14 protein-coding genes are annotated in these 14,650 nt (G+C 72.2%); 9 read left to right on the top strand and 5 right to left on the bottom strand.

What is annotated here, in order from left to right:
* The first annotated feature begins 47 nt into the window (after nucleotides 1–47).
* Together dapA and ABD126_RS15610 are read left to right on the top strand one after the other, a co-directional pair.
* Complete coding sequence (gene dapA, locus ABD126_RS15615) at nucleotides 48–953, top strand: 4-hydroxy-tetrahydrodipicolinate synthase (protein ID WP_343934535.1); 906 nt, start codon at nucleotides 48–50, stop codon at nucleotides 951–953.
* A complete protein-coding gene (locus ABD126_RS15610) occupies nucleotides 950–2,629 on the top strand; it encodes a ribonuclease J (protein ID WP_343934534.1) in 1,680 nt (559 codons plus the stop codon). Before dapA ends, ABD126_RS15610 begins: the two co-directional genes overlap by 4 nt.
* Before the next feature lie 46 nt (nucleotides 2,630–2,675).
* Here ABD126_RS15610 and ABD126_RS15605 read toward each other — a convergent pair whose 3' ends face one another.
* Nucleotides 2,676–3,455, bottom strand: a complete 780-nt coding sequence (locus ABD126_RS15605) for a lysophospholipid acyltransferase family protein (protein WP_343934533.1) — start codon at nucleotides 3,453–3,455, stop codon at nucleotides 2,676–2,678.
* A gap of 133 nt (nucleotides 3,456–3,588) precedes the next feature.
* Between ABD126_RS15605 and ABD126_RS15600 the strand changes: the two genes are divergently transcribed.
* Nucleotides 3,589–6,000 carry a DNA translocase FtsK gene (locus ABD126_RS15600; RefSeq protein ID WP_343934532.1) on the top strand — a complete coding sequence of 804 codons (2,412 nt, stop codon included), beginning with the start codon at nucleotides 3,589–3,591 and terminating at the stop codon, nucleotides 5,998–6,000.
* Between the two features lie 12 nt (nucleotides 6,001–6,012).
* On the opposite strand, the gene ABD126_RS15595 is transcribed toward ABD126_RS15600, so the two are convergent.
* The 3 genes from ABD126_RS15595 to ABD126_RS15585 form a co-directional block, all read right to left on the bottom strand.
* A complete protein-coding gene (locus tag ABD126_RS15595) occupies nucleotides 6,013–6,438 on the bottom strand; it encodes a phospholipase (RefSeq protein ID WP_343934531.1) in 426 nt (141 codons plus the stop codon).
* A 212-nt stretch (nucleotides 6,439–6,650) separates the two neighbouring features.
* Nucleotides 6,651–7,484, bottom strand: a complete 834-nt coding sequence (locus ABD126_RS15590) for a MerR family transcriptional regulator (RefSeq protein ID WP_343934529.1) — start codon at nucleotides 7,482–7,484, stop codon at nucleotides 6,651–6,653.
* A 62-nt stretch (nucleotides 7,485–7,546) separates the two neighbouring features.
* Nucleotides 7,547–8,047, bottom strand: coding sequence for an amino-acid N-acetyltransferase (locus tag ABD126_RS15585; protein ID WP_343934528.1), 501 nt, complete (start codon nucleotides 8,045–8,047; stop codon nucleotides 7,547–7,549).
* A 166-nt stretch (nucleotides 8,048–8,213) separates the two neighbouring features.
* Here ABD126_RS15585 and rimO point away from each other — a divergent pair, with 166 nt between their 5' ends.
* The 6 genes from rimO (at nucleotide 8,214) to pspM (ending at nucleotide 13,219) form a co-directional block, all read left to right on the top strand.
* Nucleotides 8,214–9,587 carry a 30S ribosomal protein S12 methylthiotransferase RimO gene (gene rimO, locus ABD126_RS15580; protein ID WP_343934645.1) on the top strand — a complete coding sequence of 458 codons (1,374 nt, stop codon included), beginning with the start codon at nucleotides 8,214–8,216 and terminating at the stop codon, nucleotides 9,585–9,587.
* The gene (gene pgsA, locus ABD126_RS15575; RefSeq protein ID WP_343934527.1) at nucleotides 9,584–10,168 is read left to right on the top strand and encodes a CDP-diacylglycerol--glycerol-3-phosphate 3-phosphatidyltransferase; all 585 of its coding nucleotides are present in this window, start codon (nucleotides 9,584–9,586) and stop codon (nucleotides 10,166–10,168) included. The genes rimO and pgsA overlap by 4 nt, the downstream gene beginning before the upstream one ends.
* Nucleotides 10,165–10,638 carry a CinA family protein gene (locus ABD126_RS15570; RefSeq protein WP_343934526.1) on the top strand — a complete coding sequence of 158 codons (474 nt, stop codon included), beginning with the start codon at nucleotides 10,165–10,167 and terminating at the stop codon, nucleotides 10,636–10,638. Before pgsA ends, ABD126_RS15570 begins: the two co-directional genes overlap by 4 nt.
* Before the next feature lie 156 nt (nucleotides 10,639–10,794).
* Nucleotides 10,795–11,217 carry a helix-turn-helix domain-containing protein gene (locus tag ABD126_RS15565; protein WP_343934525.1) on the top strand — a complete coding sequence of 141 codons (423 nt, stop codon included), beginning with the start codon at nucleotides 10,795–10,797 and terminating at the stop codon, nucleotides 11,215–11,217.
* Between the two features lie 329 nt (nucleotides 11,218–11,546).
* Complete coding sequence (locus ABD126_RS15560) at nucleotides 11,547–12,416, top strand: PspA/IM30 family protein (RefSeq protein ID WP_343934524.1); 870 nt, start codon at nucleotides 11,547–11,549, stop codon at nucleotides 12,414–12,416.
* Nucleotides 12,417–12,430: 14 nt separating this feature from the next.
* Nucleotides 12,431–13,219: a phage shock envelope stress response protein PspM gene (gene pspM, locus ABD126_RS15555; protein WP_343934523.1), complete on the top strand. Its 789-nt coding sequence runs from the start codon at nucleotides 12,431–12,433 to the stop codon at nucleotides 13,217–13,219.
* Nucleotides 13,220–13,531: 312 nt separating this feature from the next.
* On the opposite strand, the gene ABD126_RS15550 is transcribed toward pspM, so the two are convergent.
* The gene (locus tag ABD126_RS15550; protein ID WP_343934522.1) at nucleotides 13,532–14,503 is read right to left on the bottom strand and encodes a MerR family transcriptional regulator; all 972 of its coding nucleotides are present in this window, start codon (nucleotides 14,501–14,503) and stop codon (nucleotides 13,532–13,534) included.
* Between the last annotated feature and the right edge of the window lie 147 nt (nucleotides 14,504–14,650).

The raw sequence follows: 14,650 nt of genomic DNA, 5'->3' as shown, positions 1-14,650 counted from the left end.
CCCAGCCCAAAGGGGGTTGCGGGCACCGCAGGCGGTAGCGTTTGGCCATGACCGGATGCCCGACCGCCTCACCCGGCCGACCTTTCGGCCGCGTGCTCACCGCCATGGTCACGCCGTTCGACGCCTCCGGGGCGCTGGACCTGGACAAGGCGCAGGAGCTGGCGAAACACCTGGTCGACCTGGGCAACGACGGTCTGGTCGTCAACGGCACCACGGGCGAGAGCCCCACGACCACCGACGCCGAGAAGGCGGAGGTCATCCGCGCCGTGGTGCAGGCCGTGGGCGACCGCGCCACCGTGGTCAGCGGCGCCGGCACCTACGACACCGCCCACAGCGTCCACCTGGCCCGCTCCGCCGAGGCCGCCGGCGCCCACGGCCTGCTCGTGGTCACCCCGTACTACTCCCGGCCGCCCCAGGCGGGCGTGGAGGCGCACTTCAAGACCGTCGCGGACGCCACGGGCCTGCCCGTGATGCTCTACGACATCCCGCCGCGCGCCGTGACCCCGATCGAGGTGGACACGCTGCTGCGGCTGGCCGAGCACCCGCGCATCCTGGCCGTCAAGGACGCCAAGGGCGACCTGTTGGCGGGCAGCAAGGTCATCGCGGCCACCGACCTGGCCTACTACTCCGGCGACGACCCGCTGAACCTGCCGTGGCTGTCGGTCGGCGCGGTGGGCTTCGTCAGCGTGATCTCGCACATCGCCGCCGACCGGCTGCGCGCGATGCTCGACGCGTTCGAGTCCGGCGACGTCGCCGCGGCCCGGACGATCCACCGCGAACTGCTGCCCCTGCTGCGGCCGTTCACCCGAATGCCCGGCGTCACCTACGCCAAGACCGCTCTGCGTCTGAAGGGCCTGGACGTGGGTAACCCACGCCTGCCCCTGGTACCCGCATCCACCGAGGACATCGAGGCCGTCTCCGCTGTCACGGCCGAACTGGGAGTCAACGCGTGATCAACCCGACGTCACCCCCGCCCGCCCTGCCCGACGGAGGTCTGCGCGTCGTCGCACTGGGCGGCATCGGCGAGGTCGGCCGCAACATGACCGTGTTCGAGCACGCCGGCCGGCTGCTGGTCGTGGACTGCGGCGTGCTGTTCCCCGAGGACGACCAGCCGGGCGTCGACCTGATCCTCCCGGACTTCCGGGCGATCGAGGACCGCCTGGAGGACATCGACGCGCTGGTCCTGACCCACGGGCACGAGGACCACATCGGCGCGGTGCCGTTCCTGCTCAAGCTGCGGCCCGACCTGCCGGTGGTGGGCTCGCGGTTCACCCTGGCCCTGCTGGCGGCGAAGTGCCGCGAGCACCGGCAGACGCCCGCGCTGGTGGAGATCGCCGACGGCGAGCGCCGCACGTTCGGGCCGTTCGAGCTGGAGTTCTTCGCGGTCAACCACTCCATCCCGGACGCGGTCGCGGTCGCCATCCGCACGGCCGCGGGCCTGGTCCTGCACACCGGCGACATCAAGCTGGACCAGCTGCCGCTGGACGGCCGGCTGACCGACCTGGCGGGCTTCTCGCGCCTGGGCGACGAGGGCGTGGACCTGTTCCTGGTCGACTCCACCAACGCCGAGGTGCCCGGTTTCGTCGCGCCGGAACGGGAGATCGGCCCGGTCCTGGAGAACGTGATCCGCAAGGCGAACCAGCGCGTGATCGTCGCGTGCTTCGCCTCGCACGTGCACCGGGTGCAGCAGGTGCTGGACGTGGCGGCGCAGTACAAGCGCCGGGTGGCCCTGGTGGGCCGTTCCATGGTGCGCAACATGGGCATCGCGGCCGAGCTGGGCTTCCTGCACGTGCCGGACGGCTTGTTCGTGGACCTCAACGAGGCCATGGACATGCCGGAGAACGAGGTCCTGTTCGTCTCGACGGGCTCGCAGGGCGAACCGCTGTCGGCGCTGTCGCGCATGGCGCGCGGCGAACACCGCCAGATCTCCATCAAGGCGGGCGACACCATCGTGTTGGCGTCGTCGCTCATCCCGGGCAACGAGAACGCGGTCTTCAACGTGGTGAACGGCCTGTCCCGCTTGGGCGCGACGGTCGTGCACCAGGGCAACGCGAAGGTCCACGTGTCGGGCCACTCGCCGGCGGGTGAGCTGTTGTTCCTCTACAACGCCGTGCGGCCGTCCAACGTCATGCCGGTGCACGGCGAGTGGCGGCACCTGCGGGCGAACGCGGCGCTGGCCGTGGCGACGGGCGTGTCCGAGGACCGGGTGGTGATCGCCGAGGACGGCGTGGTCGTGGACCTGGTCGACGGGAAGGCCTCCATCACCGGCCGCGTGGAGGTGGGCCACGTGTACGTGGACGGCCTCTCGGTGGGCGACGTCGGCGAGTCCACCCTGTCCGACCGCCTGGTGCTGGGCGAGGGCGGCTTCATCGCGATCACGGTGGCGGTGGACTCCAACACCGGCCGCGCGGTGGCCCCGCCGACGGTGTCGGGCCGCGGCTTCTCCGACGACCCGAAGGCGCTGGACCAGGCGATCTCGTTGGTGGAGATGGAACTCTCGCGCACGGAGGTCGAGGGCATCACCGACTCGCACCGCATCGCGCAGGCGGTCCGCCGCGTGGTGGGCCGCTGGGTGGCCGAAACCTACCGCCGCCGCCCGATGATCGTGCCGACGATCATCCCGGTCTGACCGGCCCCGTGCCGCGCGGCGAGCGTTCGCCGCGCGGCACGGTGTTCTACGCCGCCTCGGGCCGCCAAGGGCTGCTGCCCGTCGTGGGTCGCGTCGGGTCGTGGAACTTCGGCAGGTCCGGTTCGTCCGCCCGCAACGGCACCAGCCCCGCCGTGATCGCCCGCATGATCCGTTCGTGCGCCCGTCGCGCATCCCCCGGCCGTCCGTCGCGCAAGTCCGACAAGTCCACCGGCGCGCCGAAGTGCACCTTGAACGTCGGACGCCGCCGCAGCCCGCGCACGTAAGAAACCAGGTAGGGCTTGAAGTCCGCCCACCCGTTCACGTGCGTGTTGCCCCAGTACACCGCCTCGTGCGCGCCCCACTGGCTGACCGGGATCACGGGCACCCGACCGCTCAACGCCAGCCGCGCCGCCCCCGTCTTCCCGCGCTCGGGCCACAACCCGGGGTCCAGGCTGATCTTGCCCTCCGGGTACACCGCGATGGGGTCGCCGCCGCGCCGCAACGCCTCCACCGTCCGGTGGTAGGCCTCGCCGACCGACGTCGACGCCCGGTCCACCCGCAGGTGGCCCGAGGCCCTCAACGCGGGCCCCATGACCGGGGCGTCGAGCAGGCCGCCCGCGAGCAGGAAGCGCGGGTGCACGCCCAGTTCGCGGCACGCCGCGATCAGGACGAACGGGTCGAGGTTGCCGATGTGGTTGGACGCGAGCAGCAGGGGACGGCCCTTGAGGTCCGCCGGGATGTCGCCGGTGACTTGCAGCCGTCCGCTGAGACCTACGAACCCGCGGTCGATGGTCGTCAGCACGCGCCACAGCAGTGGTGTGGACACAGCGGGGAAGGCTACGGCGTGTCGAGGTGTGGCCGTAACCGATTCCGGGCAACTATGGACGACGAGCAGCGCAAGTCACGTCCTGCCGTGACCGTTGGGGCCGGTGGGACCAGAGCGACTAACGTTGGAAACCATGGCTGGCCGAACCGGATCCCCGCGTGGCAAGGGCACGACCCGGAAAGGCGGGTCGAAGCCCCGGGCGCGCACGTCCCGGTCCCGCCCCGCACCCCGCAAGCCCGCCGGAGGGGGCTCGGTCGCCAGGGCCTGGGGCCTGCTCGGCCGCGGCGTGGGCGGCGTGGTCCGCGCGGTCGGTCGGGGCAAGGACCTCGACCCCGAGCACCGGCGCGACGGGCTCGGCCTGGTGCTGATCGCCGCCGCCGTGATCACCGGCGCGGGCGTGTGGTGGCAGGCCGGCGGTCCGGTGGGGCAGTGGGTGGACGTCGCCGTGCGCAGCTCGGTGGGCGCGCCCGCGATGATCGTGCCGCTGGTCCTGCTCGCGGTCGGCGTCACGCTGATGCGCACCGACCCCGACCCGGAGGCCCGGCCCCGCCTGGTGATCGGCGGCGTGCTGGTCGCGGTCGGCTTCCTCGGCATGTTCCACCTCGTCGGCGGGCTCCCGACCGACCCGGTCGAGCGGCGCGGCGCGGGCGGCGCGCTGGGCTACCTCGCCGGCGGGTTCCTCGCCCAGGGCCTGACGCCGTGGGTCGCCGGGCCGCTGCTGGTGCTGATCTTCGCCTACGGCGTGCTGGTCCTCGCGCACCTGCCGATCCGCGAGGTGCCCGCCAAGCTCGGCTCGCTGCTCGCCGGCCGCCGGACCGACGACCGGCTGGAGGGGTTCGGCCGCGAGGAGGAGCAGCCGGCGGAGGAGGACAAGCCGGTCCGGCTGCGCCGCCCGTCGCGCCGCCGCCAGGCCTCCGCCCCCGACGAGCAACCCGAACTGCCGCTGGACGAGGCGCCCGCGGAGGAACAGCCGCCGCCACCGCCGCGCCCGGCGCCGAAGCCCAAGCCCAAGGCGGAGCCCGAGAAGCCGCAGCCGACGATGGCCGTGCGCGCGGTCGAGGGCGACTACCAGCTCCCGCCGCCCACCATCCTCAAGGACGGCGACGCGCCCAAGGCCCGCAGCAAGGCCAACGACCAGATGATCGAGGCGATCACCGGCGTCCTCGACCAGTTCTCCATCGACGCCCAGGTCACCGGTTTCACCCGCGGCCCGACGGTGACCCGCTACGAGGTCGAGCTCGGCCCCGGCGTGAAGGTCGAGAAGATCACCGCGCTGACCAAGAACATCGCCTACGCCGTCGCCACCGACAACGTCCGCCTGCTCGCGCCCATCCCGGGCAAGTCCGCGGTCGGCATCGAGGTGCCCAACAGCGACCGCGAGATGGTGCGGCTGGGCGACGTGCTGCGCTCGCCGAGCACGGTCAAGGACAACCACCCGATGGTCATCGGGCTGGGCAAGGACATCGAGGGCCACTTCGTCACCGCGAACCTGACCAAGATGCCGCACCTGCTGGTCGCCGGCTCCACCGGTTCGGGCAAGTCGAGCTTCGTGAACTCGATGCTGGTGTCGCTGCTCGCCCGCGCGACGCCGGACGAGGTCCGGATGATCCTCATCGACCCGAAGATGGTCGAGCTGACGCCGTACGAGGGCATCCCGCACCTGATCACGCCCATCATCACCCAGCCGAAGAAGGCCGCCGCCGCGCTGGCCTGGCTGGTGGAGGAGATGGAGCAGCGCTACCAGGACATGCAGGTCAACCGGGTGCGCCACATCGACGACTTCAACCGCAAGGTCCGCTCCGGCGAGATCGCCGCGCCGCCGGGCAGCGAGCGCGTGTACCGGCCCTACCCGTACATCATGGCGATCGTGGACGAGCTGGCCGACCTGATGATGACCGCGCCCCGCGACGTCGAGGACGCCATCGTCCGCATCACGCAGAAGGCGCGCGCGGCGGGCATCCACCTGGTGCTGGCGACCCAGCGGCCGTCGGTGGACGTCGTGACCGGCCTGATCAAGACCAACGTGCCGTCGCGGCTGGCGTTCGCCACGTCGTCGCTGACCGACTCGCGGGTCATCCTCGACCAGCCCGGCGCGGAGAAGCTGATCGGCATGGGCGACGGCCTGTACCTGCCGATGGGCGCGTCCAAGCCGGTGCGCGTCCAGGGCGCGTTCGTCGGCGACGAGGAGATCGCCGAGATCGTCAACTTCACCAAGCTCCAGGCGCAGCCGGAGTACACCGACGGCGTCACCGCGGCGAAGGCGGGCGAGAAGAAGGAGATCGACGCCGACATCGGCGACGACCTGGAGCTGCTGTTGCAGGCGGCGGAGCTGATCGTGACGTCCCAGTTCGGCTCGACGTCGATGCTCCAGCGCAAGCTGCGCGTGGGCTTCGCCAAGGCGGGCCGGTTGATGGACCTGCTGGAGACGCGCGGCGTCGTCGGTCCCTCGGAGGGGTCGAAGGCGCGCGAGGTGCTGATCAAGCCGGACGAGCTGGACTCGGTGGTGTACCTGATCAAGGGCGGGCCGGCCCCGGACGAGGACTGACCCGCCCCGGTCTCAGCTCGCGCCGAACTCGCGGACCGCCTGGTAGTACAGGTCCGCGGTCCGGTCGCACGTCCAGTTCCCGGCGCACTGGTGGTACAGGTCCGCCTTGAACTTGTCGTCGATGCGCAGGCGCGTGGTCTCGTTGAACCGGGACTGGCGCTTGTAGTTGCGGTAGCCGAAGTCGTGCCGGTGGCAGGCGGGCAGGAACTTGAAGCCGAACGGGTTGTCCGGCGACCAGGAGCAGCCGTCGGAGGACCAGTCGAGCTGGTCGGCGTGCGGGGTCTGCGCCCGGATCGAGCCGAACTGGGCCAGCGTGCGACCGAACAGGTAGTCGTCGGTCACGGCCGGCGCGTCGATGGCGGCTCGGGCGTCGCCCGCGCCGAGCAGGAAGGCGGCGGTGGCGAGGACGGCGGTGGCGGCGGAGCGCAGGGTTTTCACAGGTGTTCCCCCTCGTGAGGAATGGCCGTGAAAACGTTCCTACCGGTGGCTGATCGACATCCGACAGCCCCGATCGGCTCACGCGAGAGCAACACCGGGTGAACGTTCGCGGTGCCCGGCGGGCCTCTCGCGGTCCGCCGGGCACCGTCGTGCCCCGTCGTCGGACGTGCGAGCCGAACCCCTCCGAACCGGCTCGTGCGCCCCTGGCACGCTCAGGAGGGCTCGTCGCCCTGGTCGAGGAACCGGCGGATGGTGGTCTCGTCCGGTATCTCGTTCTCCGTGTCGATGAGACGTTCGGCGATGGGCACGGGTTCCTCTGCCCAGGCGGGTCGGAAGTCGCCGCCGGGCAGCAGCCCGTGCCGCCGCGCGAACTCCTCGGCGGCCTCGCGGATCGACTCGCGCAGCGTGCCGACGACCACCGTCTCGGCGGTGTAGGTCAGCTCGACCAGCAGCGCCCGGACCCGGTCGAGCTGGTCCTCCTCGGCGGACTTGCCGTCCAGCTGGGGCCACAGCCGCCGCTCGAACACCTCCACGAAGTCGGCGGCGATGCCGTCGGTGGCCCGGCGCAGCCCCGCGAACTGGTCCAGCACGTCCTCGGCGGGCACGGCCAGCCCCGCCAGCCGGTTCCCGGCCTCCAGCGCCCACCGCCGGGTGTGCGGCCACCCCCGCCGCCACCGCACGAGCCCGAGCTGGATGGCGCGGCGCAGCACGGCCGGCCGCATGTCCCCGGTGGGCACCAGCCGCTTGAGGTCCCGGACCCGCACGCGCACCCAGTCGTCGGGACCCTCGGTGTCGCCGACGCCGAGCACCGCGGCGACGCTCGCGCCCTGTTCCCGGGCCTTGACCAGCTCGGCGATCGCGGGCAGCGAGAACCCGCGCGACTGCAACCGCTGGACCAGCGTCAACCGCTCGATGTGGGACTCGTCGTAGTAGGCGACCCGCCCCTGCCGGCGCGGCGGGTGCAGGACGCCCTTGGTCTGGTACATGCGGATGGTGCTGCCCGGCAGCCCGACCCGGACCGCCAGCTCGTCCACGGTGAGCTGCACGCGCCCATCCTTCCGGCGCGTGGCTCAACGAGTCAACACTGTTCGAGTGAACACTCGAACAATCAGAGGTGGAGCAGCATCCGCGAGTTGCCCAGGGTGTTCGGCTTCACGTAAGAGAGGTCGAGGAACTCCGCCACGCCCTCGTCGGCCGACCGCATGATCTCCTCGTAGACCTCCGGCGACACCGGTGTGCCGTCGATCTCCACGAACCCGTGCCGGCTGAAGAACTCGGTCTCGAACGTCAGCACGAACACCCGGGACAGCTGGAGCTCGCGCGCGGTGTCGATCAGCCGCCCGACGAGCCGGTGCCCGATCCCGCGCCCCAGCGCCTGCGGCGCCACGGCCACCGTGCGGATCTCCGCGAGGTCCTCCCACAGCACGTGCAGCGCGCCGCACCCGAGCAGCTCGCCGCCCTCCTCGGCCACCCAGAACTCCTGGATGTCCTCGAACAGCGTGACCAGCGGCTTGGACAGCAGCACCTTGCCCGCGTACAGGTCGATGAGCGCCTTCATGGCCCGCACGTCACCGGTGCGCGCCCGGCGCACGTTGATCGGGTCGTTCACGGTGCAAACGTAGCTCCCGGCGGTCCCGTCGTGCCGCTCGTGGGCATCCGGGTCGCCGATGGCGGTGATCGGGTGAGCGGCAGTTGGGCGCTGACGTCCGGCGTTCACACCCAGGGCGGCTACCCTGAGCACCGTGTCTTCCCCCACCACGGCCAAGCGCGTCGCCATGCTGACCCTCGGGTGCGCCCGCAACGAAGTCGACTCCGAGGAGCTCGCCGGCCGGCTCACCGCCGGCGGCTGGGAGCTGGTCGACGGTGACGACGCCGACGTGGTCGTGGTCAACACGTGCGGCTTCGTGGAGTCGGCCAAGAAGGACTCCGTCGACACCCTGCTCGCCGCCGCCGACAGCGGCGCGAAGGTGGTCGCCGTCGGGTGCATGGCCGAGCGGTACGGGGCGGAGCTGGCCGACAGCCTGCCCGAGGCGCAGGCCGTGCTGGGCTTCGACCACTACGACAAGCTCGCCGAGCGCCTGGACGACGTCCTGGACGGCAAGACCATCGAGTCGCACAAGCCGGTGGACCGCCGCACGCTGCTGCCGCTCACGCCCGTGCAGCGGCCCAAGGCGGCCGAGGACGTGCAGGTCCCGGGCCACGGGTGGGGCCCGCGCGTGCTGCGCACCCGCCTGGAGGACACCCCGGTCGCCCCGCTGAAGATCGCCTCCGGCTGCGACCGCCGCTGCTCGTTCTGCGCCATCCCGAGCTTCCGGGGCGCGTTCGTGTCCCGCCACCCCGACGAGATCGTGGCCGAGGCCCGGTGGCTGGCCGAGCAGGGCGTGCGCGAGGTGTTCCTGGTCTCGGAGAACTCCACCTCCTACGCCAAGGACCTGCCGCGCGAGCTGGGCGGCCTGGAGAACCTGCTGGAACGCCTGGCGCAGGTCGCGGACCGCGTCCGCGTCTCCTACCTCCAGCCCGCCGAGACCAAGCCGTCGCTGGTCAAGGCCATCGCGACGACCCCGAACGTCGCCCAGTACTTCGACATGTCCTTCCAGCACTCCAGCGAGGCCGTGCTGCGCCGGATGCGCCGGTTCGGGTCCACCGAGTCGTTCCTGGGCCTGGTCGAGCAGATCCGGGCGCTGGCGCCGCGGGCTGGCATCCGGTCCAACGTCATCGTCGGCTTCCCCGGCGAGACCGAGGAGGACGTTGCCGAGCTGGAGCGGTTCCTGACCGAGGCCCGCCTGGACGCCGTCGGCGTGTTCGGCTACTCCGACGAGGACGGCACCGAGGCCGAGACCCTCGACGGCAAGCTCGACGCCGACACCATCGCCGAGCGGGTCGCGCGGATCTCGAACCTGGTCGAGGAGCTGACCGCCCAGCGCGCGGAGGACCGCGTCGGCGAGGAGGTCGTCGTCCTGGTCGAGACCGAGGAGGACGACGAGAACGACTGCGTCGGCCGGGCCGCCCACCAGGCGCCCGAGGTCGACGGCGAGTGCGTGATCACCAACGCCGACGGCCTGCGGGTCGGTGACCTGGTGCGCTGCCGCGTCGACGCCGCCGAGGGCGTGGACCTGGTGGTCACCGCGATCGAGGTGCTCCCGAGGTGACAGAACCCGCGCGCGTGCCGGTGCTGAACATCGCCAACGTGCTGACGATGTCCCGGCTGGTGCTCGTGCCGGTGTTCCTCTACCTGCTGTTCGCCGAGGACGGCGGCTCCTACTGGTGGCGGCTGGCGGCGTTCGGCGTCTTCGCCGTCGCGTCGGTCACCGACCACGTGGACGGCAACCTCGCCCGCAAGCACGGCCTGATCACCGACTTCGGCAAGATCGCCGACCCGATCGCGGACAAGGCGCTCACCGGGGCCGCCCTGGTCGGGCTGAGCCTGCTGGGCGAGCTGCCCTGGTGGATCACCGTGGTGATCGCGGTGCGCGAGCTGTTCATCACCCTGCTGCGGTTCTGGGTGATCCGCCACGGCGTGATCCCGGCCAGCCGGGGCGGCAAGGCCAAGACCCTGGTGCAGATCGTCGCGATCGGCCTCTACCTGCTGCCGCTGCCCGCGAACCTGGAGCTGATCGCGGTGGTGGCCATGTACGCGGCGGTCGTGCTCACCGTTGTGACCGGCGTGGACTACGTGGTGCGCGCGTTCCGGCTGCGTGCCCGCGGGAAGAGGGCGGTGGCCGGGGCGTGAGCGCCGTGGACGTCGTCGCCGCGCTCAAGGCGCGGGGGGAGACCGTGGCCACCGCCGAGTCGCTGACGGCCGGGCTGGTGGCCGCCGAGATCACCACCGTGCCGGGGGCCAGCGCGGTGCTGCGCGGCGGGCTCGTGGTCTACGCGACCGACCTGAAGGCGTCCCTGGCGGGCGTGGACGCGGCGCTGCTGGCCGAGCACGGCGCGGTGCACCCGGAGGTGGCCCGGCAGCTCGCCGAGGGCGCGCGGACGCGCTGCGGGGCGACGTGGGGCCTCGGGCTGACCGGGGTGGCCGGGCCCGACCCGCAGGACGGGGTCGAAGCGGGTACGGTCCACATCGGTTTGTCCGGTCCGTCCGGTTCGGCGGTCGAAACCATCACTGTCGGTGGTGATCGTCACGAAGTCCGCCACGCTTCCGTGATCGCCGCACTCGATCTTCTGGAGGACCACCTGAAGATCGCCCGAGCGTGACTTGAGCAGCGCAATCCCGGTCACACCGGGACGGCCCCGCGGGAACAACGGGGCCGGTTCAGTCGTTCGCTTGTGGCGGACGTGCACCGAAGTCACTGCCCGTCGACGGGACGGGTCGGTAACGTGGTGGCACGGCCGGCCGGAAGGAGGCGCGCGATGACCGTGCTGCTACGCGAGGCGATCGGTGATCGGCTCCGCCATGCCCGCACCACCCAACGCCGCACGCTGCGCGAGGTCTCCAGGACCGCCCGCGTGAGCCTGGGGTACCTGTCCGAGGTGGAGCGTGGCCGCAAGGAGGCGTCCAGCGAGCTGCTGGCCGCCATCTGCGAGGCGTTGGACCTGCCCCTGTCGGAGCTGCTGCACCTCGTCGCGTCGGACATCGGCGCGGTGACGCAGCCGGTGCCCACGCCCGCGGAGCTGGCCGAGCGGACCGAGCGTCCGACCGCGCCGAGCCTCGAAGGCGGCACCCTGGTGCCCACCGTCATCGGCAACGACCTGTCCGATCTGCGCATCCAGCCGATGCTCACGCACCGGCTGTCCACGTCGATCGAGCCGCGCGGCGCCGTGGTGGCGGCGTAAGCCGAGCACTGCTCACGACGAAGCCGAGCCGGGGCACACCGGCTCGGCTTCGTCGCATGCGCGCGGGCGCTGCGTCCGAGCATGGGTTTCGTCACACTGCAACGAGTTGGCAACCGGGGGCGGGGTCGCCGCGTCCACCCCGGCACAGGAGCGGCAGGATGACCATGTCGACGCCGAAGTTTCAGGGGTGACTCAGGGTGAACCCGGATATCTCCCCAGGTCGGTGGAAGCGGCACGGGACAACTGACACGATGGAACCAACACCGGCACCGGGTCGTTGCCAGTCACGAGCGCGAGCCAGGGAAGTGCGGAGAAGGCAGGCGTAGGAGATGGCCAACCCTTTCGTGAAGGCGTGGAAGTACTTCATGGCGGCGTTCTCGTCCAAGATCGACGAGCACGCCGACCCGAAGGTGCAGATCCAGCAGGCCATCGAGGAGGCGCAGCGGCAGCACCAGGCCCTGTCGCAGCAGGCTGCCGCCGTGATCGGCAACCAGCGCCAGCTGGAGATGAAGCTCAACCGGCAGCTCGGTGAGGTCGAGAAGCTCCAGGCGTCCGCGCGCCAGGCGCTCGTCCTCGCCGACGAGGCGCGGACCAAGGGCGACGAGCAGCGGGCGCAGGAGTTCGAGAACGCGGCCCAGTCGTTCGCGACCCAGCTCGTGACGGCCGAGCAGAGCATCGAGGACCTCAAGACGCTGCACGACCAGTCGTTGCAGGCCGCGCAGCAGGCCAAGTCGGCGGTCGAGCGCAACGCGATGGTGCTGCAGCAGAAGCTCGCCGAGCGCACCAAGCTGCTCTCGCAGCTGGAGCAGGCGAAGATGCAGGAGCAGGTGTCCAACTCGCTGCGCCAGATGACCGAGCTGGCCGCGCCGAGCAACACGCCGTCGCTGGACGAGATCCGCGACAAGATCGAGAAGCGCTACACCACGGCGCTCGGGTCGGCGGAGCTGGCGCAGAACTCGGTGCAGGGCCGGATGCTGGAGGTCCAGCAGTCGACCACGCAGATGGCGGGCTCGTCGCGGCTGGAGCAGATCCGGGCGTCGATGCGCGGCGGGCAGGTCGCCGGTGAGGTGACCAGCGGCCAGTCGCAGAGCGCGGCGGCGAGCATCCAGCAGGAGATCGCGCAGCGCGTGCAGCAGGCCCAGAGCGCGCCGCAGGGTGCGCAGCAGGCCCAGCAGAACCCGCCCGCGAGCCAGAGCTGAGCGTGGGGTCCGCGATGGAGCACCCCGCGCGCAAGGCGGCGGGCGAGATCGCCCAGATCGTCGGCGCCCAGCTGCAAGGTCAACTCGCGGACCAGGTCAAGAGGCGGTTCGCCGCGTGGAACGACCCGCGCGCGAAGCTCGACCGGCGCTACCGCCGGTCGAGCCGCGCGCTCACGTTCTGGCTGATCGTGCTGTCGATCCTGACCGTCGTCGGCGGCCTGGCGCTGGCGGTGGGCATCCACACGGCCTTCGCCGTGGTGGCCTTCGGCGGCGCGGCGGGCACGGGCGTGCTGGCGCTGCGCACGCGCGGCAAGATGCGCGAGATCGACGCGGCCCGGCAGCAGTTGGCGATCGCCCCGGTGCGCACGCCCCTGCCGGCGCGGTCGTCGGCGGCCCGCGGCCCGATGGAGCGCCTGGAAGAGGCCGAGGACACGCTGCGCGAGTTGCTGCACCAGATCGACTCGGCGGCGCTGACGTCCGTGCCGACCGACTCGGTCGTGCAGGCGCGGGCGACCGGCGCGGAGGCGGCGTCGGCCCTGCGCGCGGTGTCCCAGCAGTTGCAGGCGGTGGAACGCGCCCGCGACACGGCCCCGCCCCTGGACCGCGCTGCGCTGGTGGAGGGCGTGCGGCGGTTGCGGGAGCAGCTGGACGAGGGCGTGGACGGCTACTGCGGGCTGGTGGCGGCGGCGGGGCGGGTGCTGGCGGAGAGCACGGCGTCCAACCCGCGGCAGGTGCTGGGTGAGGCGACCGACCACCTGGCCGGCCTGGCCTCGGCCATGCGCGACCTACCCCGCTGGAACTGAGCCCGACACGGCCGGCGTTGTGCCGCGCGGCCGGCTGGCGGCTGGCGTTGTGCCGCGCGGCGGGCTGGGCGGCTGGCGTTGTGCCGCGTGGCCGGCTGGGCGGCCGGCGTTGTGCCGCGGCTGGCTGGGCGGCCGGCGCTGACTGCCGGGCGGCCGGCGTTGTGCCGCGGCTGGCGCTGAGTGCGGCGCGGCTGGCTGGGCGGTCGGCGTTGAGTGCGGCTGTCGAGCGCGGCGCGGGCGGCTTGGCGGGTTTGTCGTGCTTGGGCGCGGCCTCCGGCCCCCGGTTCGATCATCGCACGCGGCACCGACAGTTCACCGCGTGTGGTGGTGGGAGGCGCGCAGGAACCAGTCGACCTCGGCGCGCGTGCTCTCCGGCGCGGCCCAGCCGTTGATCAAGGCCAACAGGGTCAGGTAGCGCTCGCGGCGCGGGTCGTTCACGGCCTCCAGGTGCTCGGCCAGGCCGTCGCCGAAGCGGTCGGTGAGCTCCGCGACCACCTCGCCCGCCTCCGGTGCCGTCGGGTCGAGTGCGAGCAGCGGGCGCACCCGGTCGCGGACCACCGCCACCGCGTCGGGCCGCACCCCACCGGACCCGCCGCCGCCCGACCAACCGGACCCGCCGCCGCCCGACCAACCGCACCCGTCGCCGCCGGACCCGCTGGACCCGCCCGACCGACCGGACCCGTCGCCGCCGGACTCGCCAAGCCGCCCGTAGCGGGCCGTCAGACGGGCCAGGAGCGTCCGGAAGCCCGGGTCCCGGGCCAGGGCCGCCAACTCCACCCACGCCGCCACCTGCGCGGGCTCCGGGTCGTCGGGCAGCTCGGGCGTCAGGGTCCGCGCGATGCCCTCCACGCCCGACCGGCCGGCGAACACCTCCGCCAGGAAACCCGCCACCAACTCCCGGCGGGCGTCGGCGGACAGCAGGGCCAGGTCGTGCACCACGTCGATCTCCTCCGGGTTCGTCGCCAACCGGCGCAGCACCGCCCGTCGCCCCACCAGCACCCGGAGGTGGGCGTCGAGCGCGTCGGCGTGCGCGGCGGCGACCTCGGCGACGGTCGTCTCCCGGTCCAGCACGCGTTGGATGGTCGCCAGGTCCACGCCCAGGTCGCGCAACGTCCGCACGAGGTCCAGGCGGGCCGCGGCGGCGTGGTCGAAGCGGCGGTGGCCGGTCGGTCCGCGGTGCGTCGGCGGCACCATCCCCCGATCGGCGTAGAACCGGACCGCCTTGACCGACAGGCCGCTGCGTCGCGCGAGGTCACCGATGGTGAGGGAAGTGTCACCGCTCATGGCGCCCACCCTGGGTGCTCCCCCTGGTGGAAGGTCAAGTTCCCGGTCGCGCCATGATGGGGCCATCCGCACGAACGGGTGTTGGATCACGTTGCGTAGTCGAGTTGGGCTGAAGTGGCACTGGGCCTGGTATCCCTTGCTGCAATC

The sequence above is a fragment of the Saccharothrix mutabilis subsp. mutabilis genome (assembly GCF_039521145.1).
GTDB lineage: Bacteria > Actinomycetota > Actinomycetes > Mycobacteriales > Pseudonocardiaceae > Actinosynnema > Actinosynnema mutabilis.
Note: the sequence above shows the minus strand (reverse complement) of the source record. Positions and strands in the feature narration are given on the sequence as shown.

Excerpts from the sequence above, each read along its gene's own strand:
- dapA (WP_343934535.1), top strand. The coding sequence starts at position 48 with ATGACCGGATGCCCGACCGCCTCACCCGGCCGACCTTTCGGCCGCGTG.
- ABD126_RS15600 (WP_343934532.1), top strand. The coding sequence starts at position 3,589 with ATGGCTGGCCGAACCGGATCCCCGCGTGGCAAGGGCACGACCCGGAAA.
- rimO (WP_343934645.1), top strand. The coding sequence starts at position 8,214 with ATGCTGACCCTCGGGTGCGCCCGCAACGAAGTCGACTCCGAGGAGCTC.
- ABD126_RS15565 (WP_343934525.1), top strand. The coding sequence starts at position 10,795 with ATGACCGTGCTGCTACGCGAGGCGATCGGTGATCGGCTCCGCCATGCC.
- ABD126_RS15560 (WP_343934524.1), top strand. The coding sequence starts at position 11,547 with ATGGCCAACCCTTTCGTGAAGGCGTGGAAGTACTTCATGGCGGCGTTC.
- pspM (WP_343934523.1), top strand. The coding sequence starts at position 12,431 with ATGGAGCACCCCGCGCGCAAGGCGGCGGGCGAGATCGCCCAGATCGTC.
- ABD126_RS15550 (WP_343934522.1), bottom strand. The coding sequence starts at position 14,503 with ATGAGCGGTGACACTTCCCTCACCATCGGTGACCTCGCGCGACGCAGC.